At 67.4% G+C, this 21,957-nt stretch carries 17 protein-coding genes and 3 pseudogenes; 16 read left to right on the top strand and 4 right to left on the bottom strand.

The window, feature by feature from the left end; translation table 11 throughout:
* Window positions 1-616 (bottom strand): annotated as a pseudogene (locus VLG41_RS04430) (FG-GAP repeat protein); the annotation flags it as partial.
* A 418-nt stretch (window positions 617-1,034) separates the two neighbouring features.
* Here VLG41_RS04430 and VLG41_RS04425 point away from each other — a divergent pair.
* Window positions 1,035-1,211: pseudogene (locus VLG41_RS04425) on the top strand (benzoyl-CoA oxygenase); the annotation flags it as partial.
* Between the two features lie 69 nt (window positions 1,212-1,280).
* Here VLG41_RS04425 and VLG41_RS04420 read toward each other — a convergent pair.
* Entirely contained in the window at window positions 1,281-3,089 is a 1,809-nt protein-coding gene (locus VLG41_RS04420) for an integrin (protein ID WP_325348188.1), read from the bottom strand.
* A 206-nt stretch (window positions 3,090-3,295) separates the two neighbouring features.
* Here VLG41_RS04420 and VLG41_RS04415 point away from each other — a divergent pair, with 206 nt between their 5' ends.
* Genes VLG41_RS04415 through VLG41_RS04395 form a run of 5 tightly spaced genes read left to right on the top strand, consistent with a single transcriptional unit; the run spans window position 3,296 to window position 7,532 of the window.
* Complete coding sequence (locus tag VLG41_RS04415) at window positions 3,296-3,916, top strand: DUF3305 domain-containing protein (protein ID WP_325348187.1); 621 nt, start codon at window positions 3,296-3,298, stop codon at window positions 3,914-3,916.
* A gap of 1 nt (window position 3,917) precedes the next feature.
* Window positions 3,918-4,544 (top strand): DUF3306 domain-containing protein, encoded by a 627-nt coding sequence (locus VLG41_RS04410; protein WP_325348186.1) that lies wholly within the window; start codon window positions 3,918-3,920, stop codon window positions 4,542-4,544.
* A complete protein-coding gene (locus VLG41_RS04405) occupies window positions 4,471-6,573 on the top strand; it encodes a 4Fe-4S binding protein (RefSeq protein WP_325348185.1) in 2,103 nt (700 codons plus the stop codon). Before VLG41_RS04410 ends, VLG41_RS04405 begins: the two co-directional genes overlap by 74 nt.
* Before the next feature lie 20 nt (window positions 6,574-6,593).
* Entirely contained in the window at window positions 6,594-7,211 is a 618-nt protein-coding gene (locus VLG41_RS04400) for a TorD/DmsD family molecular chaperone (RefSeq protein WP_325348184.1), read from the top strand.
* A gap of 21 nt (window positions 7,212-7,232) precedes the next feature.
* Window positions 7,233-7,532, top strand: a complete 300-nt coding sequence (locus VLG41_RS04395) for a DUF1330 domain-containing protein (protein WP_325348183.1) — start codon at window positions 7,233-7,235, stop codon at window positions 7,530-7,532.
* A 45-nt stretch (window positions 7,533-7,577) separates the two neighbouring features.
* On the opposite strand, the gene VLG41_RS04390 is transcribed toward VLG41_RS04395, so the two are convergent.
* Window positions 7,578-9,668, bottom strand: coding sequence for a sensor histidine kinase (locus VLG41_RS04390; RefSeq protein ID WP_325348182.1), 2,091 nt, complete (start codon window positions 9,666-9,668; stop codon window positions 7,578-7,580).
* Between the two features lie 8 nt (window positions 9,669-9,676).
* Complete coding sequence (locus tag VLG41_RS04385) at window positions 9,677-11,053, bottom strand: sigma-54 dependent transcriptional regulator (RefSeq protein WP_325348181.1); 1,377 nt, start codon at window positions 11,051-11,053, stop codon at window positions 9,677-9,679.
* A 407-nt stretch (window positions 11,054-11,460) separates the two neighbouring features.
* Here VLG41_RS04385 and VLG41_RS04380 point away from each other — a divergent pair, with 407 nt between their 5' ends.
* The 10 genes and pseudogenes from VLG41_RS04380 to VLG41_RS04335 form a co-directional block, all read left to right on the top strand.
* On the top strand, window positions 11,461-11,691 hold the full coding sequence (locus tag VLG41_RS04380) for a formate dehydrogenase (RefSeq protein WP_325348180.1): 231 nt from the start codon (window positions 11,461-11,463) through the stop codon (window positions 11,689-11,691).
* Between the two features lie 83 nt (window positions 11,692-11,774).
* The gene (locus VLG41_RS04375) at window positions 11,775-14,735 is read left to right on the top strand and encodes a formate dehydrogenase subunit alpha (protein ID WP_325348179.1); all 2,961 of its coding nucleotides are present in this window, start codon (window positions 11,775-11,777) and stop codon (window positions 14,733-14,735) included.
* 10 nt (window positions 14,736-14,745) lie between these two features.
* A complete protein-coding gene (gene fdh3B / locus VLG41_RS04370; protein ID WP_288255088.1) occupies window positions 14,746-15,348 on the top strand; it encodes a formate dehydrogenase FDH3 subunit beta in 603 nt (200 codons plus the stop codon).
* Window positions 15,348-15,599, top strand: coding sequence for a hypothetical protein (locus tag VLG41_RS04365; protein WP_325348178.1), 252 nt, complete (start codon window positions 15,348-15,350; stop codon window positions 15,597-15,599). Before fdh3B ends, VLG41_RS04365 begins: the two co-directional genes overlap by 1 nt.
* A gap of 11 nt (window positions 15,600-15,610) precedes the next feature.
* The gene (locus VLG41_RS04360; protein WP_325348177.1) at window positions 15,611-16,810 is read left to right on the top strand and encodes a formate dehydrogenase subunit gamma; all 1,200 of its coding nucleotides are present in this window, start codon (window positions 15,611-15,613) and stop codon (window positions 16,808-16,810) included.
* Window positions 16,811-16,832: 22 nt separating this feature from the next.
* Window positions 16,833-17,216: a hypothetical protein gene (locus VLG41_RS04355; protein ID WP_325348176.1), complete on the top strand. Its 384-nt coding sequence runs from the start codon at window positions 16,833-16,835 to the stop codon at window positions 17,214-17,216.
* Between the two features lie 113 nt (window positions 17,217-17,329).
* Window positions 17,330-18,187, top strand: a complete 858-nt coding sequence (locus VLG41_RS04350; RefSeq protein ID WP_325348175.1) for a formate dehydrogenase accessory sulfurtransferase FdhD — start codon at window positions 17,330-17,332, stop codon at window positions 18,185-18,187.
* A gap of 299 nt (window positions 18,188-18,486) precedes the next feature.
* Window positions 18,487-18,723 (top strand): hypothetical protein, encoded by a 237-nt coding sequence (locus tag VLG41_RS04345; RefSeq protein ID WP_325348174.1) that lies wholly within the window; start codon window positions 18,487-18,489, stop codon window positions 18,721-18,723.
* Between the two features lie 56 nt (window positions 18,724-18,779).
* A complete protein-coding gene (locus tag VLG41_RS04340; RefSeq protein WP_325348173.1) occupies window positions 18,780-19,034 on the top strand; it encodes a hypothetical protein in 255 nt (84 codons plus the stop codon).
* 1,046 nt (window positions 19,035-20,080) lie between these two features.
* A pseudogene (locus tag VLG41_RS04335) lies at window positions 20,081-21,957 on the top strand (hypothetical protein); the annotation flags it as partial.

Genomic DNA, 21,957 nt, shown 5'->3' with positions numbered 1-21,957 from the left:
GCGTGAAGACGTAGACGGCGCCGTTGCTCGCGCCGCTGTTGTCCAGCGGGTCGGTGCTGGTGCTGTCCTCGATTGGGGCGCCGATCGCCAGGGTCTGGCCATCGGCCGAGAGGGCCACGCTGGCGCCGAAATGGTCACCCTGGTCGGTCACGGACGCCTTGAGGTAGGCCTGCTGCTGCCAGGTCGCGCCGCTGCGCGCGAAGACGTAGACGGCGCCGTTGCTCGCGCCGCTGTTGTCCAGCGGGTCGGTGCTGGTGCTGTTCTCGTTCGGGGCGCCGACGACCAAGGTCTGACCGTCGGCCGAGAGGGCCAGGCTGGTGCCGAAGTGGTCGCCTTGGCCGGTGTTGGAGGCCTTCACGTACTCGACGGACGTCGCCACCTGACCCGCCAGTTGCAAGGCCATCGAGTCCGCGCAGCCCGCGGGGTTGCAGGCTTGCAGGAGGTAGCGGGCATTGAGGCGGGTGGGCAGCAAGACCCCGTGGTCATGCTGCGTCGTGTCGGCCGCCAGCGTGGCCACCCGGGTGTAGCCCGATACACCGTCCGGGTCTTCCAGCAAGCGGTATTCCGTTTCGCCCGGCCCGTCGGTCCAGCTGAAGCGCAATGTATTGGAGTCCACGAGCGTGAACGTCGGTGTCGCAGGGGCGGGGGGCGCCTCCAGGGGCGGGATGTGTATCAATGGGGTCGAGGGAGCACTGGCAGACCCCCCTCCGCAGGCGGCGAGCAGGCACGCAAAAGCCGGCAGCCATGCACGGATCGCGGGGCGGCGAACGACAGACAGGTGCTTCATGGCGGTGTTGCGAGGAGAAGAGACACAGCGCGCATTGGAGGCGATACCCCCTGGGGGAATCCATACCCCTTGCGCAGTAATTCGATGGGATATCGGCGACGGATGAGGAGCAGCCGCTCTTGTGCTCGAGCGGGAACGTATGGATGCGGCCCCCAACCTGATCACCATCGAAGGCCACGAGGGCGCTCCGTTGCCGCCGCTGCCGGTGAAGACATGGACCGCGTCGCCTCACAGGACGTCGATGCTTCATGACGGCAAGCCCGTGCGCGGCGTGGCCAGCAACTTCATGTGCGACCTGAAGGTGGGCGACAAGGTCGATGTGATCGGGCCGTCTGGCGCGAGCTTCCTCATGCCCAACCACCCGAAGAGTCACATCGTGATGATCTGCACCGGCACCGGCTCGGCACCGATGCGCGCCATGACGGCCTCGGCGCGAGGGGCGCCTGCACTTGGAAACGTACTGAGCCGGGGCGGCCACCTGGGCCTTGAGGCGTCAGTACAGGTACACGGCGCCGACGTCGGTGCCGGCGGTGTTGTTCTGATCGCCGCCCACCCCGCTGCTGGCGTTGCTCGTGGAGGGGCAACCCACGGCCAGCGTCAGGCCCTGATCACCCACGCCGTCGATGCGGCCCGACAGGGCCAGGGTGGCGCCAAACTCTTGCACGCCGCCGCTGTCGGTGTTGGATGACTTGACGTAGGCCTGCTGCCGCCAGCCGGCGGCGGTGTGCCGGAAGAAATAGGCCGCGCCGCTGCCGCGGGCGTTGTCATTGCCCTGTTCACCCTGGAGGCCGCGCGCGTCGCTGTCTTCGCCCACGGCCCCCACCACCAGTGCGTTGCCGTCGGCCGACAATGCCACGCTGTAACCGAAGAGATCATTCGTCCCGGTATTGGATGCCTTGATGTAGCTGGTTTGGCGCCACTGCGTGCCCTGGCGGATGAAGACATAGACGGCACCGCTGAGTTCGGCCGCGGTGTTGTCCTGATCCCCATCGACGCCGGTGGCCTCGCTGCCCTCGCGGTGGCTGCCCACGGCCATGACCTGACCGTCGGCCGACAGTGCGATGGCGCCACCGAACCAAGCGCCTGTCTGGGCGTTGTTGGACGCCTTCACGTAGGCCTGCTGGCCCCAGGCGCCCTGGCTGCGGCTGAACACGTACACCGCGCCGCTGCCGTCGGCTGCGTTGTCGCTCGGGTCGCCCCCGACACCCGTGGCGGCGCTGTCCTCGCCGACAGCCCCCACGGCCAGGGTCTGGCCGTCGGCCGAGAGCGCGATCGTGCGGCCGAAGTTGTCGAAGGCATCGGGATGGGAGGCCTTGACGTAGGCCTGCTGTGTCCAGGCGCCGCCCGCGCGGGCAAAGACATAAGCCGCGCCGCTGCCCCGCAGGTTGTCGTTGTCGGGGCCGTTGATGGTGTTGGCGTCGCCCGCTTCGTTGGGGGCGCCCACGGCGAGGTCGTTGCCATCGGCCGACAGCGCGACCCGCTCGCCGAACCGGTCACCCGGGTCCGGGTGCAAGGCATTCACATCCTGCTGCAGACCCCAGTGCTCGCCCGTGCGGGTGAAGACATGGACGGTACCGCCGGCTGGCAAGGGGGGCGCGCCCGAAGAGGGGTTGCCCTCGCCCGGCGCGCCGACCGCCAGGGTGTCGCCCTCGGCCGACAAGGCCAGGCTGATGCCGAAGCGGTCGCCCGGCTGCGGGGCGCTGCTCTGCAGCAGGGCCTGCTGTTGCCAGGTGGTGCCCTGGCGGACGAAGACATAGACCGAGCCGATGTTGCCGTTGAACCCGCCGTAGCCGGGCGCCCCCACGGCCAGGTACCGGCCGTTCGCGGCCAGCGCCAGGCTTTCGCCGAACCGGTCGCCGTCGGCCGGGTCCGAGGCCTTGACGTAGCCGATGGCCGGGGCGAGGTTGCCGCTCGCGCCCACTGTCGCCGCGTCCACGCAGTCCAGGTCCTTGCACACCTGCAGCCGGTAGCGCGCGTTCACGCGCTCGGGCAGGAACACCGGGTGGTCGTACTGCGTGGTGTCGGCCGGCAGCTCGGCGATGGACGCGTAGCCCGATGCGCCGTCGGGGTCCTCGAGCAGGCGGTAGCCGGTCTCGCCGGCCGCGTCGTCCCAGGCGAAGCGGAACGATTTGATGGCGGTGGGCGTGAGGGTGAAGGCCGGCGGGGCGCCAGCGGTGGTGGTGGCGGGCACGTGCACGCTGGTGCTCGTGGGGGCGGCGCCGGAGCCCCCGCCACAGGCGGCGAGGGCGCTGGCGGCCAGGAGCAGGGACGAGCGGGTGGTGCGGGTGAGGGCGGATGGCACGGGGGACGGGCGGCGATTGACGATGGCCGCGATTGGATAGCCGACCACCACCCGCCATCCATACGACCTAGGCAGTAGTTCTGCTCACATCAAAGAAGCGAAAGCTTTCGCCGCCGGGACGCCAAGCCCTGACACGCGCCGGGATATCTCCCCGGGGGTATGCGGCGGATGACGTAAAGTCGTCGTTCCGTATGCAAGACGCCCATATGCCCTCCGCGCCCACCCGGCAACGGCCCGTGATCGAGGTCGATGTCGTGATGCGGCGCGAGCCCGTGCAGGGGCCGATGGCGCGCTGGCAGGCCTGGCGCTGGGTGCTGGCCGACGTCATGCTGCACGCCGCGCCCGACGAAGCCGCGCTGCTGACGCCCGATGAAGCCCACGAACCCCAGGCGGTCGAACCGATCGATGCCGGTGCCGTGGCCGAAGGCAGCCGGCACTGGCTGCACCCGCGCTTTCGCGTCGAGCTCTTTCGCGACGACGCCGAGGGCTACCTGCTCAACCTGCAGAGTCCCGACCCCTGCTTCTGGGTGATGTGGCGCGCCGACGACGACCGCCTGATCGAAGGCGAGCCCGCGGCGGTGCCTCAGGTCGTCACGCTGAGCTACCACGACGCGGGCCGCTGGCTGGACGCGCAGGAGCGCGTGGACCAGGTGCCCGCGCCGCCCGAGGTGATCGACTGGGTGCGCGCCTTCGTCGATGCGAGCTACGTACCCGAGCCCAAGAAGCGCAAGCGGCCCGAGAGCTTTCGCCCGCTGACCGACCGCTTCGGCCAACCGGTGCGTGTGAGCACGGACAAGCGGCGCGGCGGTTCCGAGGAGGGGCGCTGAGATGGCCAGCGAAGACGACGGCTTCTTCTCGCGCTGGTCGCGCCGCAAGCAGGCGGTGCGCGAAGGCCAGGCACTGCCGGCGCAGCCGCTGCCCCCCGCGAAGGCCGAGGGCCCTCTCCAGCCGACCGGGGCCGCGGCCACGGTCGCCACGCCATCTCCGGCGCCCGGCGAAGGCGCGGCGCCCGCGGACCGCGAGGCCTCGCCCCCACCCACGCTGGACGACGTGGCCTCGCTCACGCCCGAGGCCGACTTCAGCCGCTTCGTCGCGAGCGACGTCTCCAGCGAGGTGCGTAACGCCGCGGTGAAGAAGCTCTTCGCCGATCCGCGCTTCAACGTGATGGACGGGCTGGACGTCTACATCGACGACTACAGCCAGCCCAGCCCCCTGTCCAAGGCCGACATGGCCAAGATGGTGGGCGCGCGTTTCCTCAAGCTGGTGGACGATCCGGACGAAGACCAGGTGTCCGCGCCGCCCACCGAGCCTTCCACACCGAGCGGCGGACCCACCGCCGCCGCCCCCGGCGACACCGTCGCCGACACGCCCCCCACCCACGATGACCACGCTGATCTGCAACTGCAACCAGACCATGTCCCTGGACGCGAAAGCCCTGGGCACGGCGCTGGATGAAGACCTGACGACGCACACCACGCTGTGCCGGCGCGACGCGGCCGCCTTCCAGCGCGCCAGCCGCAGCGGCGACGAACTGGTGGTGGCCTGCACGCAGGAAAGCCGCCTGTTCACCGAGCTCTCTCAGCAGACCGAGGGCGCGGTGCCGCTGGACGTGCGGCCCATCCGCTTCGTGAACATCCGTGAGACCGGTGGCTGGGGCCGCGAGGCGAAGGCCGCCACGCCCAAGATGGCCGCGCTGCTGGCCGCCGCGCGCCTGCCCGATCCCGAGCCCGTGCCCACGGTCACCTACCGCAGCGAGGGCCGCCTGCTCGTCATCGGCCCGCTGGATCAGGCTGAGCGTTTGGCTGAGCGCGTGGCCGACGTGCTGAACGTGACCGTGTTCGCGCAAGGCGGGCGGGGCCAGCAGGCGCGCTCCTGGCCCGTATTGGGCGGACGGCTCGGTGCCATCCAGGGCTGGCTCGGCGCCTTCGACGTCGAGTGGTCGAGCGCCAACCCGATCGACCTGGACCTGTGCACGCGCTGCAACGCCTGCGTGGCCGCGTGCCCTGAAGGCGCCATCGGGCTGGACTACCAGATCGACCTCGACCAGTGCCGCGACCACCGCGCTTGCGTGAAGGCCTGCGAGGCCGTGGGCGCGATCAACTTCCAGCGCGAGCCCGCCACGCACCGCGAGCGCTTCGACCTCGTGCTCGACCTGCGCGAGGCGCCCGCCTTCTCGCAGCACGCGCACCCGCAGGGCTACTTCCACCTGCCCGGCGGGCTGACTGGCGACAAAGGCCTGGCGACCGTGATCCGCCTGCGCGACATGGTGGGCGAATTCGAGAAGCCGAAGTTCTTCACCTACAACCACAAGATCTGCGCGCACGGCCGCAACGAGACCGTGGGCTGCGACGCCTGCATCGAGGTCTGCTCGGCGCTGGCGATCCGCAGCGAGGTGCAACGCCAGCAGATCGTTGTAAACCCGAACCTGTGCGTGGGCTGCGGCGCCTGCACCACCGTGTGTCCCACGGGGGCGCTGGGCTACGCCTACCCGCGCGCCAGCGAGCTGGGCAACAAGCTGCGCACGGTCCTGTCCACCTACGCCAAGGCCGGCGGGCAGGATGCCGCACTGCTGCTGCACAGCCAGACCGCCGGCAGCCAGCTGATCGAGGCCCTTGGCCGCGAAGCCATGCTGCGCCCCAAGGCCGTCAAGGGCGTGCCCGCGCGCGTGATCCCGCTGCCGCTGTGGCACACCGCATCCGTGGGCCTGGACCTGTGGCTCAGCGCTTTCGCGTACGGCGCCTCGCAGGTCTGGGTGCTGATGACGGACGAAGAGGCGCCGCAGTACCGCGAGGCGCTGCGCGAGCAGATGGCGGTGGCGCAGGCCATCGTCAGCGGCCTGGGCTACGCGGGCACGCACTTTCGCCTGGTCGAGGCGCGAGACGTGGCCACGCTGGACGTGCAGCTCGCCTCGCCGCCCGCGCAGGGCGTGGCGCGCCGCGCCAGCTACGCCGTGCAGCGCGAGAAGCGCGCCACCATGGAGCTCGCGCTCGATCACCTGCTGCAGGACAGCGCCACGCATCCGCGCACGGTCGAAGCCGTGGCGCTGCCCGCGGCCTCGCTGTTTGGCGCGGTGAACGTGAACCAGGACGCCTGCACCCTGTGCCTGAGCTGCGTGAGCGCCTGCCCGGCCAACGCCTTGCTGGACAACGCCGAGCGCCCGCAACTGCGCTTCGTCGAGAAGAACTGCGTGCAGTGCGGGCTGTGCGCCACCACCTGCCCCGAAGACGCCATCACCTTGCAGCCGCGCCTGCTGCTCACCGAGCAGCGCCGCCAGCCGCGCGTGCTCAACGAGGCCAAGCCCTACGCCTGCGTGCGCTGCGGCAAGCCCTTTGGCACGCTCAAGGGCGTGGAACTGATGCTGGGCAAGCTGGCCGGCCATTCCATGTTCCAGGGCGAGGCGCTGGAACGCCTGAAGATGTGCGGCGACTGCCGCGTGGTGGACATCTACACCAACCCGAACGAAACGCGCATCACCGATCACTGAGACCAGTCACCGCACACGCCATGATGGAACGCATCCCCGTCTCCTCCACGCTCGACGAAGAAACCGCGCGCGCCGAGGTCTATGGCCTGCTGGCCGCCCTGTACTACGCGCCACCCGCGCCCGAACTGCTGAGCCAGTTGCGCGTGGCCGCGACAGAGGCCCCGGCGGCGGGTGGCTTTCTGGAAGAGCCCTGGCGCCAGGTGGTGGCCGCCGCGCGCGAGCGCAGCGACGCGCAGATCGCCGACGAATACGACGCCCTGTTTGGCGGCGTGGGCAAGCCCGACATCCACCTGTTCGGCTCGCACTACCTCAGCGGTTTCCTCAACGAGAAGCCGCTCGCGCAGTTGCGAACGGACCTGGCCGCCCTGGGCCTCGCGCGCGAGGAGGGCATGGCCGAGACCGAGGACCACGTGGCCTACGTGTTCGAGGTCATGCGGTACCTGATCGCGGGCGACGACGTGGCCGTGGCCAACCTCACGCGCCAGCGCGAGTTCTTCGCGAAGCACGTGCAGAACTGGGTGCCGCAGCTCGGTGAGACCATCGCGGCGCACCCCAAGGCGCGCTTCTACGCGGCGATCGCGGGGTTCACGCAGGCCTTCATCGGTGTCGAGGCGCAGGGCTTCGACATGCTGGCCTGATCACGGATTGAAGGAGTGGGCATGGCAGGCAAGGGGTACTGGATCGGTCGCGTCGACGTGAACGACCTGGAGCAATACAAACGCTACGTCGAGGCCAACGCGGCGCCGTTTCGCGAGTACGGGGCGAAGTTCCTGGTGCGCGGCGGGCGCTTCGAGTGCGTGGAGGGCGACAGCCGATCGCGCAACGTCGTCATCGAATTCCCCTCGTACGAACAGGCCATGGCCTGCTACCGCTCGCCGGGCTACCAGGCCGCCATCGAGCTGCGCGCGGCGGTGTCGGTGATCGACCTGATCATCATCGAGGGCTACGACGGGCAGTAGCCCTGAGCGCCGCGGCGCCTGCGCGCCGCCGGTCCCGGCGCGCGCTCAGCCTGGGCTGGGCCGTCCGTCGTTCGTGGGCCTCGCTTCGGGTGCGCGCGGCTCGGTGAACAGGTGCACGGTGAACACGGCGCCGCCGGTGCCGTCGCCGCGGTTGGCTGCGGTGATGTGTCCGCCGTAGCGCTCCACCAGGCCCTGGCTGATCCACAGGCCCAGGCCGTTGCCGTCGTTGCGGGTGGTGAAGAAAGGGCGGAACAGACGCTCGCGCGTGGCCTCGCTCAGGCCGGGGCCGCTGTCGATGACCTGGAGCTCGGCGCCGCCGTCCACGTCGCGCGTGCGCAGGTGCAGGTTGCCGCCTTCGGGCATGGCCTGGATGGCGTTGATCAGCAGGTTGATGATGACCTGCTGCAGTTCCTGCCGGTTGATGCCCACCGCGTGCGCAGCGCCGCGCTCGCGCGTCACGCGGATGGCGGTCTGCGACAGCAGGTGGCCCACCAGCACCAGGCAGTCGTCCACCGTGCGCTCCAGTGACAGTGCCTCGACGTAGCCCGCGTACTCGGTGGGCCGCGCGTACTGCAGCAGTTGGGTGACGATGATGCGCATGCGCTCGACCTGCTGGTCGAGCAGGCGCAGCTCGCCCTTCACCGGGTCGGTCGCGCTGCCCAGGGTGTCGCGGATGAGGTCCAGGTTGCCCTGCATCACCGCGATGGGGTTGTTGATCTCGTGCGCGATGCTGGCCGTGAGCTGGCCGATGGCGGCGAGCTTCTCGCTCTTGACGAGCTGTTCCTGGGCGAGCTGCAGCGACTCGTTGCTCGCCTGCAGCTCGCGCGTGCGCTCGGCCACTTTGCGGTCGAGCTCTTCGGCCCAGCGCTGCAGCGCGCGCGTCTTCTCGTCGATGGTGTCGAGCAATTGGTCGAGGTGGCCGGCCAGCGCACCGAGTTCGTCGCGCGCGGGCAGCGGCCCCACGCGCGCGCCGTCCTGGCCCTGCTCCACGCGCTGCATGGTCAGGTTCATCTGCTGCACCGGCTGGAAGATGCTGCGCGCCCAGCGCAGCGAGAACCAGGCCGAGGCCGCCATCACCCCACCGAAGATGAGGCCGATGAGCGCGAGCATGGCGTAGCGCACGAAGCGAAACGGCGCCTCGGTGAAGCCCACGTAGAGCATGCCGATGCGCCCGCCGCGCGCGTCGGCGACCGGCTGGTACGCCGAGACGTACCAGTCGTTCACCACGAAGGCCAGGTCCAGCCAGGTGAGGCCCTCGCCGAGCACGGTGTCGCGCACCGCCTGCGACACGCGCGTGCCGATGGCGCGGCGGTCCTGGAAGAGGCGCACGTTGGTGGTGATGCGCACGTCGTCCAGGAACAGGGTGGCCGTGCCCTGGCTGTTGAAGGGCAGCGAGCCCGCCGGGTAGACGATGCGGTTGATGTGGTCGATGAAGTCGAGGTTCTGGTTCAGCAGCAGGCCGCCGCTGAGCAGGCCCAGCAAGCGGCCGTGCGCGTCGGTCACGGGCAGGGTGGCCTGCGCCACCATGGCGCGCTCTTCGGCGCTGCGCTGCGTGGGCGTGGCGTTTCGCGTGGGCACCAGCGCGATGTCCAGCCGCGACACCAGGTGGGGCGCCAGCGCCTGCAGCGCAGGGCGTTCGAGCACCAGCAGGCTGGCCTTGGCGCGGTCGCGCAGGGTCTGCGTGGATTCGGTGAGCGCGCGCGGCTGCGCCTGCATGCCGGCGCGCCGGTCCTCCAAGCTGAGACCGGAGGGCGCGCCGCGCGCGATCGGCTGGCCGCCGGGACCGTAGAGCACGAGGAAGTCGAGCCCCAGGCGTTCGCGTTCGGCGGCCAGATACGCGGAGAGCCGCTCACGTGCTTCGGGTGTGCCGGGGCGCAGCCCGTCGGCCAGCGCGCGCGAATCGGCCACGCCCTGCGTGCCCGAACCGATCTCGGTGAGCACTTGGTCGAAGTAGCCCTGCGCCACCGCCAGATCGCTGCGCACCTTGGTGATCAGCAAGCGGTCATAGGCCTGGTTGCTCCACACCGCCAGCGCCAGCACCAGCAAGGGGAACGCCACCAGCAGGGGCAGCAGCGCCATGGCGAGCAGCTTGTTGCGCACCGAGGTGGCCAGCCACCGCGGTGTGCGCCAGGGCATTCGCCCGTTCAGGCCGCACCCCATTCAGCGACACGCCGCTCCAGCGTGCGGCGCGACACGCCCAGCAGTTGCGCGGCGCGCGTCTTGTCGCCGTGCACCGAATCGAGCACGGACAGGATGTGCATCTTCTCCAGCGTGTGCAGGTCGGTGGGCTTGTCGTTCACCGGCGCCTGCGGCGTACCCGGGTACAGCGCCGACACGTTCAGGCTGCCCAGGATGAGCGATCGTTCGATGAGGTTGCGCAGTTCGCGCACGTTGCCGGGCCAGTCGTACTGCTGCAGGAAATCCATCTCCTGCTCGCTGATGCGCAGCGGCGCGACGCCCAGCGTGGGCGAGAGCTGCGCCATGAAGTGCGCCACCAGCGCGGGGATGTCGGTCTTGTGTTCGCGCAGCGGCGGCAGCGCGAGTTCGACCACCTGCAGGCGGAAATAGAGGTCCTTGCGAAAGCGCCCGGCCTCGACCTCGGCGCTGAGCCGGCGGTTGGTGGCGGCCACGATGCGCAGGTTGACGGGCACGAGCTGTTCGCTGCCCACGGGGCGGATGCGCAGGTCTTCGATGGCGCGCAGCAGCATGGCCTGGATGGGCAGCGGCAGTTCGGCGATCTCGTCGAGGAACAGCGTGCCGCCCTGTGCGTAGTGGAACAGGCCGTCGCGCGTGCGCGTGGCCCCGGGGAAGGCGCCCTTGGCGTGGCCGAAGAGCTCGCTGGCGATGAGTTCGGGCGAGACGGCCGCGCAGTTCACCGGCACGAACGGCCCGCCCGCGCGAGCGCCCATCGCGTGCAGCTCCCGCGCCACGAGCTCCTTGCCGGTCCCCGACTCGCCCTGCAGCAGCACGGTGCTGTCCACGCTGGCCACGCGCTGGAGCGAGCCGCGCAGCGCGGATAGGGAGGGCGAGTCGCCCACCAGCGCGGTGCGTTGCGCGGCGACCGGGCCCATGGCGCGGCGCAGCACGAAGTTCTCGCGCCGCAGCCGCGCGCGCTCATAGCACTGCTTGATGGCGTTGAGGATCTGCGGCACCCGAAAGGGCTTGAGGATGAAGTCCGAAGCCCCCGCGCGCAGTGCCTCGATGGCGGTGTCCAGGTCGGCGAAGGCGGTGATCAGGATCACCTCACCGGTGTAACCCTGCTCGCGCAGTTCCTTGAGCCATTCGACACCGCTCTTGCCGGGCAGGGAGATGTCGAGCACCACCAGGTCCACGTGGTGGCCCCGCAACCACTCGGCGCCTTCCTCGGCGCTGGTCGCGCTCATGACGAAGTGACAGCGCGGCGCCAGCGTCTTGACGAGGAAGTTGAGCATGCCCTGTTCGTCGTCCACCACGAGGATGGACCAATGGGGCCAGCCGTCCAGGCTGCGTTCGGGGCTCGTCGGTGTGTTGATGGTCTCCACCGTCGGATTCTATGGAGGAGCCCGATGGATTCACTCGGGCATTGGCGCCGGCGCGTCACGGCACAAGGGCGCGCGGTCGCGACAAGTTGTCGCAACCCGCCGGACAGGATGGCGCGGCGCACCGGCCATGCGGACCAAAGTATTGCGGGTTTGCCCGGGCCTGGTACTGCCAGCGCGCTCATTTTGTTGGAGCATTGAGAGGGGTTCTCATTGCCATCGATTGGCATGCTTCTGGCTTTTGCGAGGCGGCCTCGTGCCAGCGCCGATCGGCGCCCGCGTCACGCGCCGACACCCCTGTCAACATTCACATGCACTCGCTTGCATACCCCTGGGGGTGGAAGTAGATTCGCCCTTATGCAAGGAGCCCACACGTGGTGTGTGCGGGCCCTGCGTACCTGGAGACATGCATGAATGAGTCTTCCCGCCCCGGCTCCGCCGAGGGTCGCTCGCGCCTGAACCGGCGCACGCTGTTCGCGGGTGCCGGCACCGTGGGCGCCGTGGCCGCGGTGGCCACCGTGATGCCCGGCGTCCGGTCCCCCGAGACCGCCGCCGCCGAGCCCAAGCCCGCGCCCGAACGTGGCGGCGGCTACACGTTGAGCGAGCACGTCAAGCACTACTACCGCACGACGCGCATCTGACGCGGCGCGCACGACAAGCCAACCCCACGAACGTCCCGCACGCCGCGCCCGATGACACCGCGCGGCGCCCCAGGAGACACACCATGTTGCTGACCAAGAAATCCCCTTCCACCGGTGGCCGCGGCGCGCCGGCGCACGCCACCTTCGTGAACGCGCTGCAACGCGGCCTGTCGTCCGCGCTGCCCACCATGGACCGCCGCGCCTTCCTGCGCCGCTCGGGCCTGGGCGTGGGCGTCGGCCTGGCGGCCGGCCAGCTCGCGCTGGTGAAGAAGGCCAAGGCGGCCTCGGGCGGCTCCATCGACGGCACGGGCAAGATCGAGGTGCGCCGCACGGTGTGCACGCACTGCTCGGTGGGCTGCGCCACCGACGCCATCGTCGAGAACGGCGTGTGGGTGCGCCAGGAGCCGGTGTTCGACTCGCCCATCAACCTGGGCGCGCACTGCGCCAAGGGCGCTTCGCTGCGCGAACACGGCCACGGCGAGTACCGCCTGCGCTACCCGATGAAGCTGGTCAACGGCAAGTACCAGCGCATCACCTGGGACGAGGCCTACGACGGCATCGTGAAGAAGATGAAGGCGCTGCGCGAGGCCAGCGGGCCCGACTCGGTGTACTTCGTGGGCTCGTCCAAGCACAGCAACGAGCAGTCCTACCTGCTGCGCAAGTTCGTGAGCTTCTGGGGCACGAACAACTGCGACCACCAGGCGCGCATCTGCCACTCCACCACGGTGGCCGGCGTCGCGAACACCTGGGGCTATGGCGCGATGACCAACTCGTACAACGACATGCAGAACAGCAAGTGCGCGTTGTACATCGGCTCCAACGCCGCCGAGGCGCACCCGGTCTCCATGCTGCACATGCTGCATTCCAAGGAGAACGGCTGCAAGATGATCGTGGTCGACCCGCGCTTCACGCGCACGGCGGCCAAGGCCGACGAGTACGTGCGCATCCGCTCGGGCACCGACATCCCCTTCCTCTTCGGCCTGCTGTACCACGTCTTCAAGAATGGCTGGGAAGACAAGAAGTACATCAACGACCGCGTGTACGGCATGGAGGCCGTCAAGGCCGACGTGATGGCCAAGTGGACGCCGGACAAGGTGGAAGAGGCCTGCGGCGTCAAGGAAGCGCAGATGTTCAAGGTGGCCAAGATGATGGCGGAGGCCAAGCCGGCCACCATCGTCTGGTGCATGGGACAGACGCAGCACACCATCGGCAACGCCATGGTGCGTGCGTCCTGCATCCTGCAGCTGGCCCTGGGCAACGTGGGCAAGAGCGGCGGCGGCACCAACATCTTCCGCGGCCACGACAACGTGCAGGGCGCCACCGACGTGGGCCCCAACCCCGACTCGCTGCCCGGCTACTACGGCGTGGCCGCCGGCTCGTGGAAGCACTTCGCCAACGTCTGGGGCGTGGACTACGACTGGATCAAGTCGCAGTACGCCGAGGGCACGATGGAAAAGCCCGGCATCACGGTGTCGCGCTGGATCGACGGCGTGCTCGAGAAGAACGAGCTCATCGACCAGGGGCCGAACATCCGCGGCATGTTCTTCTGGGGCCATGCGCCGAACTCGCAGACGCGCGGCCTGGAGATGAAGAAGGCCATGGACGCGCTGGACCTGCTGGTGGTGATCGATCCCTACCCCTCGGCCACGGCCTCGATGGCGGCCATGCCGAGCGACAAGATCAATCCCGAGCGCGAGGTCTACCTGCTGCCCGCGGCCACGCAGTTCGAGACCAGCGGCTCCTGCACCGCGTCGAACCGCTCGCTGCAGTGGCGCGAAAAGGTGATCGACCCGCTGTGGGAGAGCCGCAGCGACCACATGATCATGCATGAGTTCGCGCAGAAGCTCGGCTTCGCCGAGCAGCTCAGCAAGAACTACAAGATGCAGAAGATCAAGGGCCGCGACGAGCCCTTGCCCGAGGACATCCTGCGCGAGATCAACAGGTCGGTCTGGACCATCGGCTACACCGGCCAGAGCCCGGAGCGCCTGAAGGCCCACATGCGCAACATGGGCGCCTTCGACGTGAAGACGCTCAAGTGCAAGGGCAAGGTGGTCGACAAGGAAACCGGTTACGACATGTCGGGCGACTACTTCGGCCTGCCGTGGCCTTGTTATGGCACGCCCGAGATCAAGCACCCGGGCTCGCCCAACCTGTACGACACCTCCAAACACGTCATGGAAGGCGGTGGCAACTTCCGCGCCAACTTCGGCGTGGAGCGCGAAGGTGTCAGCCTGCTGGCCGAGGACGGGTCGCATTCCGTGGGCGCCGAAATCACCACCGGCTACCCCGAGTTCGACCACGTGTTGCTCAAGAAGCTGGGCTGGTGGGACGACCTCAGCGCCGAGGAGAAGCAAAAGGCCGAGGGCAAGAACTGGAAGACCGATCCCACGGGCGCCATCATCCGCGTGGCCATGAAGCACGGCTGCCACCCCTTCGGCAACGCCAAGGCGCGCGCGGTGGTGTGGAACTTCCCCGACGCCATCCCGCAGCACCGCGAGCCCATCTATGGCACGCGCCCCGACCTCATCGCCAAGTACCCCAGCCACGACGACCAGAAGAACCGCTGGCGCCTGCCCATCCTCTACAAGTCGCTGCAGGCGAAGAACGTCGAGGACAAGATGCATGAGAAATTCCCGCTCATCATGACCTCGGGCCGCCTGGTCGAGTACGAGGGTGGTGGCGAGGAGACCCGCTCCAACCCCTGGCTGGCCGAGCTGCAGCAGAACATGTTCGTGGAGATCAACCCGGCCGCGGCCACGCAGCGCGGCGTGCGCCAGGGCGAGCAGGTCTGGGTGACGACGCCGACCGGCGCGCGCATCAAGGTGATGGCGCTGGTGACCGAGCGCGTGGGCCCCGACACGGTCTGGCTGCCGTTCCACTTCTCGGGCCACTGGCAGGGCACCGACATGAAGCCCTACTACCCCGATGGCGCTTTCCCGGTGGTGCGGGGTGAAGCCGTCAACACGGCCACCACCTATGGCTACGACATCGTGACCATGATGCAAGAGACCAAGACCACGATCTGCAACGTAGAGAAGGCGTGAGGAGAAGACCATGGCACGAATGAAATTCATCTGTGACGCCGAGCGCTGCATCGAGTGCAACGGCTGCGTCACCGCCTGCAAGAACGAGCACGAGGTGCCCTGGGGCGTGAACCGCCGCCGCGTGATCACCCTCAACGACGGCGTGCCCGGTGAGAAGTCGATCTCGGTGGCCTGCATGCACTGCAGCGACGCGCCCTGCATGGCGGTGTGCCCGGTGAACTGCTTCTACCGCACCGACGAGGGCGTGGTGCTGCACGACAAGGACGTCTGCATCGGCTGCGGCTACTGCTCCTACGCCTGCCCCTTCGGCGCGCCGCAGTTCCCCTCGCAGGGCACCTTCGGCGTGCGCGGCAAGATGGACAAGTGCACCTTCTGCGCCGGTGGCCCCGAGGCCCACGGCAGCCAGAGCGAGTTCGAGAAGTACGGCCGCAACCGCCTGGCCGAGGGCAAGCTGCCGGCCTGCGCCGAGATGTGCTCCACCAAGGCCCTGCTCGCTGGCGACGGCGACACCGTGGCCGACATCTTCCGCACCCGCGTGATCACGCGCGGCAAGGGCGCTGAAGTGTGGGGCTGGGGCACCGCTTATGGCACCGCCGAAGGGAAGAAGTCGTGATGAAACGCCTGAGCCTCAGCGCCCTCGTGGCGGCGGCCCTGCTGGGCCTTGCAGCCTGCGGCGAGAAGCCGCAGGAAATGAACGCCAACGGCGTCAAACAGGACAACGCCGCGTTCAGCGGCGTGGGCCAGAGCCAGTACGTGCAGGCGGGCTGGACGGCTGGCGACAAGGGCAGCTGGGAGCAACAGCTCAAGGCCCGCGCGCAGTACGGTCAGAACGACTACACGCGCGTCGGCGCACAGCCCAAGTGAGGGCGACGGCCATGCACACGCAAATCACCCCGCGCTGGCGTGCCTGGCTGGCGGCGCTGCTGCTGGGCATGGGCGCGGCCACGGCCTTGGCCCAGGCGCCCAAGCCGGTGCCCGACGATCCCGCGCCCTCGTCCCAGCCGGCGGCACCGGCCGCTCAGGGCGGCATCAAGAGCCAGAACATCTTCGAGATCCGCCCCGACGCCGACACCGCGCCCGGGTACCGCGACCAGACCAACGCCGAGCGCCGTCAGGTGCAGCCCGGCAACAACGCGCCCGTGTGGCGCGACGTGAGCAAGGGCGTCACCGGCCAGACCATGCTGCCGTACCCCGAGTACGGCAACCTGATCCAGGGCTTCGTGCAGTACCCAGGCTCCAGGCTGACCACGGCGGGCGAGGCGTGGCGCCAGGTGCGCAACAACTGGATCATTCCCTACGGTGGCTCGCTGCTGCTGATCGTGCTGGTGGCGATCGCGCTGTTCTTCTTCACCAAAGGATCGATCAAGCTGCACGGCGCCGAGACTGGTCGCAAGATCGAACGCTTCACTTACTTCGAGCGCGCCGCGCACTGGGTGAACGCGATCGCTTTCGTCGCGCTGGCGGTGTCCGGCATCGTGATGGCCTTCGGCAAATTCTTCCTGCTGCCGGTGATGGGCGCCACGCTGTTCGGCTGGCTCACCTACGCGCTGAAGAACCTGCACAACTTCGTCGGCCCGCTGTTCGCGGTGTCGCTGGTGGTGGTGATCTTCACCTTCATCAAGGACAACCTGCCGGCCAAGGGAGACATCAACTGGCTGCTCAAGGGCGGGGGCCTGCTCAGTGGCAAGGAAGTGCCCTCGCACCGCTTCAATGCGGGCGAGAAGGTGGTGTTCTGGGCCGGCGTGTTCTTCTTCGGTCTGATCGTGGTGGGCTCCGGCCTGTTCCTGGACAAGCTGCTGCCCGCAGTGGAGTTCACGCGCGCCAACATGCAGGTGGCCCACATGATCCACGCCACGGCCGCTGCCTTGATGATGGCGCTCTTCCTGGGCCACATCTACCTGGGCACCATCGGCATGAAGGGCGCCTACAAGGCCATGAAGACGGGCTATGTCGACGAGACCTGGGCCAAGGAGCACCACGAGCTCTGGTACGACGACATCAAGGCCGGCAAGATCCCCGCGCAGCGCACGGCGAACCCGCCCGAGGGCGCGCCCGGCCAGCCGGCGAAAGCCTGAACGTTTGCAGGAGACTGACCGCATGAGCATTCGCCCCATCGCACTCGCCGCCGGCCTGCTGGTCGCCAGCGCACTTGCCCAGGCCAAGCTGCCCGCGCCGCCGCCGCCCACGCCCGAGGCGGCCGCCAAGGCCGACGAGGCCAAGGCAAGAACCGCCCACAACACCAAGGTCGAGGCCTACAAGCTGTGCAAGGCCATGGACAAGGCCGCGGCCAACTACTTCAAGACCACCGGCACCGGCAAGCAGCCCTCGGCAGGGGCGCCCGCCTGTACCGACCCCGGCCCCTTCGCCTACACGCCGCCCAGGCCGCTGGAAGCGTCGGGCGCGCATTCTCCGCCCGAGACGGCCACCAAGCCGCCGAGCAGCCAGACCCCGTCGGCATCGCCCACGCCCAAGAAGCCCTGAGAGGGTCTGAGCAGGGCCGCGTTGCCGCGGCCCCCACCCGATGCCCCTGCGCGGGGCGACGCCAAAGGCCGCACCTTCCGGTGCCGGCCTTTTTCTTTAGTAGTCTTGCTCCCATGCGCCTGCCCCAACTGACCGAGGCCCGTGCCCCGCTGACCGAGGCCGTCGACGCCGTCGACGAGTTCGGCCAGCGCCGCGCCATCCACATCCCCGCCGAGCGCGACCTCACCCTCTACGTCGACAAGCGCGAACTGGTCACGCTGATGACCCTGGGCGCGCGGCCCGAGTGGCTGGTGCTGGGCTACCTGCTCAACCAGCGGCTCATCGCCTCGGTGCAGGACATCGAGTCCATCACCGTCGATTGGGAGGTGAACGCCGCGAGCGTGAAGACACGCCACGGCATCGAGCGCATCGAGGAGCGCACGGCCAAGCGCGTGGTGACCACCGGCTGCGGCCAGGGCAGCGTGTTCGGCGGCCTCATGGACGACCTCGATCGCATCGTGCTGCCCGACGGCGTGCTGCGCCAGTCGCAGGTCTATGCCATCGTGGACGCGATCCGCGTGAAGGAGAGCACCTACAAGTCGGCTGGCTCGGTGCACGCCTGCGCGCTGTTCCGCGGCACCGAACTCGCGCTGTTCGTGGAAGACGTGGGCCGCCACAACGCGGTGGACACGATCGCGGGCTGGCTCGCGCTGCAGGCGAACGCCCCGCGCGACACGGGCGACATGCTCGACAAGGTCTTCTACACCACCGGCCGCCTGACCAGCGAGATGGTCATCAAGAGCGCGCAAATGGGCGTGGCGGCGGTGATCTCGCGCAGCGGCATCACGCAGATGGGGCTGCAGGTGGCGCGGCGCGTGGGCCTGTGCGCGGTGGGGCGCGCCACCAACAAGCACTTCCTGTGCTACGCCAACCCCGAGCGGCTGATGTACGACGCGATGCCGGCGGCGGCGCCGCAGGCCGCGCGGGCCTGAGCGGATCGATCTGGCCGCCGGTGTAGCGGCGCGGTGATCCGCTGGTTGGAACCCGTGTGCAATGCGCGGGCGCACGCATTAACACAGCCGAGGGACCGCATGCGGTGGCCTGTACCCACCTGGACGATGCACTTATCGTCGGCCGCTGGCTCGGTTGTTGACCCCGGCATTTGGTGCACAGGAAGGCGACGCGACACGCACCATCGCAGACAACGGTAGAAGCGGCGCCCACTTCCTGCTACAAGATCGCCACGTCCGGTGACCGAGCCGTCAACCGCGACCGACAGGGAGGAGGACTCATGAAGAAGAGGCACGTTGCCATGGAATGGCGTGTCTGCGCCCCAAGCCAGCCGCAGGTCTGGCGCGACGCGAACCAAAGCGGCATCAGCCAGGCCGGTGAACTCAGCGCGCTCGATGCGCTGGGCATCACGCGCATCGGGCTCAACGGCTCCAGCACCGGCCCGCAGGCGGGGCAAACCATCAACAACAACCGCGTCGTAATCAGTGTTCTATCAAATAGTGGAGGTGTAAATTGAGTTCACAGAATGATTTGACTTACGTCCGCCAAGTTTTCGTTGGGACAGTAGATGGGATGTACGCCATTCTGGCGTCGCTCGCTTATTTTCTTGCTGGATTGGCGCTGAGTCATGGATTGGTGGCCCGCCCTCCAGTGGTCAGCGGCAATCTCGACATTGCAGGGCTATTGGCGATGTCTATTTTGCTCATGCTTGTACATCTCTGGCATAGATCTGGGATCGCTCTTGAGAAGAAATTGCATCTGCCATCAATTGCCGGCGTTTCTGCGTTTGCCATTCTTGTGCCCCTTATCCGTATGGGAGTGTTCTGATCATGTCTAATTCTGGGCTTGTATCAATCTTCAAGACCCTTGATAGCATCAAATCCGCAATCGAATTGGGAGATTCTACTGATTTGGCGGCGGATGTTGCAAAGCTGGTTGCTCAAGTAGCTGCAACTACCGCAGTCTCGACTGCGGTGTTCACGTATGGCGCTCTTCAAGGCTTTGGCCATTCCTTGGCTCTTTGGCGGCTAGGGTGCATAGTTTCCGGAAACGAGAAGGACATTGCTCAATCTGCAGCTTAGATCAACAGCTTGAACTGGAGCTTTTATGACAAATGGAAAGCGATACTTGATTGCGGCGCTCTTCTCGACGCAGATCTTGCCTTCGACGCAGGCTGGCCCCTTCACGTTTCCAGAGCAGGCGGATCAACTTGCTAGGGAGGCAATTGGGATATTTATCGACGAAGGGGTTTGTAAGGACGTAAGTGAGTGTGTTCGAAAGGAGCTCGTGTATCGCGGCGGGACTGACGAGCATAGGTCTGTGCAAATATACAAAATTCACACAATAAAGCCGCAAGCCATCAATCGGGTTGTGCAAGTTGTGATCAATGCATACTATGCAAATGACAAGCGCGTCACTGTGGAGTTACAGGGCTATCAGGAATCAAGGGAGGAAAGGGTTCGTATATTTTCTGGGGCAAAGCCTGTGGTTCATGTGATTTTGAAGGAGGAAAGGTAATGTACAAAGTCGAAATACGCTCAGGTGTGCTTACGGACAATGCTCGAATTCATACATGGATCAATATTGAGTATCCAGACGGAACCATCATGGCGAGAGGCTTTTATCCAGCCGAGGAAGGCCTCGGAGGGCTAAATGGGCCAGGAGAGGTTCGAGATGACTTGGTTACACAGCACAACGCCAGTAGCGGTGTTTTTCTAATTGGTCAAGAAGAGTTTGATCGATTGGTGGGTTACATCGACCGAACTACTGCACATCCGCCTCCATATTCCCTAGCTTTTGGCTCTCATTGCACGGTGTGGGCGCTAACGGCATTGGCGGAGGCAGGGGTCATTCCTCATGAGTTGTCGCCTGGAATGGAGCCGAACAACATCTGGACTGATTTTGTTCAAACGTTGGTATGGAATCCTATCTGGCAGTACGTCGGGTTCAACCTTTGGGACAACGTAAGTCCGGTGGTCAACACCGGCTTCAACTCCGCCCGAGCAGTAGTTCTGCAACGCGACCCCCTGGTCCTGGACCTCGATGGCGACGGTCTCGAACTGAGCGCCGCCTCCGCCAACACACTCTTCGACCACAACGCCGACGGCATCAAGACCGGCACCGGCTGGGCTCGCCCCGACGACGGCTTCCTCGTGCGCGACCTCAATGGCAACGGCAGCATCGACTCCGGGCGCGAGCTCTTCGGCGTGGACACCGTCAAGAGCAACGGCCAGCTCGCCACCCAGGGCTTCGATGCCCTGGCCGACCTGGACTCCAACGGCGACGGCCAGATCACCAGCGCGGATGCCGCCTGGGGCCAACTGCAGGTCTGGCGCGATGCGAACCAGGACGGCATCAGCCAGGCCGATGAGCTCAGCGCGCTTGATGCGCTGGGCATCACGCGCATCGGGCTCAACGGCTCCAGCACCGGCCCGCAGGCCGGGCAGACCATCAACAACAACCGCGTGGCGCTGAGCACCACGTTCACGCGCAATGGGGTCAACCGCACGGTGGGCGCGATCGATCTGCAGGCCAACGGTTTCTTCTCGCAGATCCCGCCGGAGGTGGTGGACCACAACGGTGATGGGGGCAACCCGGTGGTGATCAGCGAAGGCGCGCTCGCGCTGCCGCAGATGAACGGCTCGGGGATGGTGAGGAACCTGAGGGCGGCGATGAGCCTGGCGGGCACGCAGGCTGATGAGCTGGAGGCGGTGGTGGCGGCGTTCTCGGCGGCCACGACGCGGGATGCGCAGCGGGCCCTACTGGACGACCTGATCACGCAGTGGGCGCAGACGTCGAGCTACTGGAGCAGCCTGGAGGAGTACTTGGGAGGCTCGGTCACGCTGAGCCCGCCCTCGGGCATGACGGCGCAGCAGTACCGCAACCTGATCGGTGTGCTGGAGGCGTTCAATGGCAGCCGGTTCTATGCGCCGGTGGGCAGCGCGATGCCGGTGGGGCAGTCGGGCACAACGGTCAATGGGGTGACGAGCTACAGCGTCGGGCCAGTGCCGCAGCAGGTGGCGTTCCTGCAGCAGGCGTATGAGGCGCTGAAGGAAAGCGTGTACGGCGCGCTGGTGATGCAGACGCGCTTGAAGCCGTATCTGGATGCGGTGGAGCTGACGATTGGCGAGGCCGGTCTCGAGTTCGATACGTCGGGCATCGAAGCGCTGGTGCTTCAGGCCGCGCAGACGGACGCGCTCAATGCCATCAAGGACCTGACGGACCTGCGGCGCTATGGCAGCGAAGCGCTGCTAGGGGTGGGCTGGGCGTTTGAAGACACCATGGCAGCGGTGCTGACCTCGGTGGAGATCACGCCGGACGTGACGGCCTTGTTGACCGCGGAGAAGCTGGCCTGGATGGGCAGCGAGGCCACGTCGTTCACTGCATCGGCCGCGCAAGCCGGCTTCACGGTGATCGGCAACGCGCTGGACAACAGCATCACGGGTAACAGCGCTGGGTCCGAGTACCTCTACGGTGGCCAAGGCAACGACACGCTGACGGCGGTCGGGCACTGGGATGTGCTCGATGGTGGCGCGGGTGATGACGTGCTCAAGCTGAGCAGTGGCACGGAGCAGTCCACCACCTACATCGGCGGTGCGGGCAATGACAGCATCACCGGCAGCTACTACAACGACACCTACGTGTTCAACCGGGGCGACGGGGCCGATGTCATCACCGACAACGGGCCGCACAGCGGGAGCAGCCAGTACCTGGACAAGCTCAGCTTCGGCACCGGCATTGCGGCGAGCGA

The organism is Hydrogenophaga sp. (assembly GCF_035481345.1).
Lineage (GTDB): Bacteria > Pseudomonadota > Gammaproteobacteria > Burkholderiales > Burkholderiaceae_C > Hydrogenophaga.
Note: the sequence above shows the minus strand (reverse complement) of the source record. Positions and strands in the feature narration are given on the sequence as shown.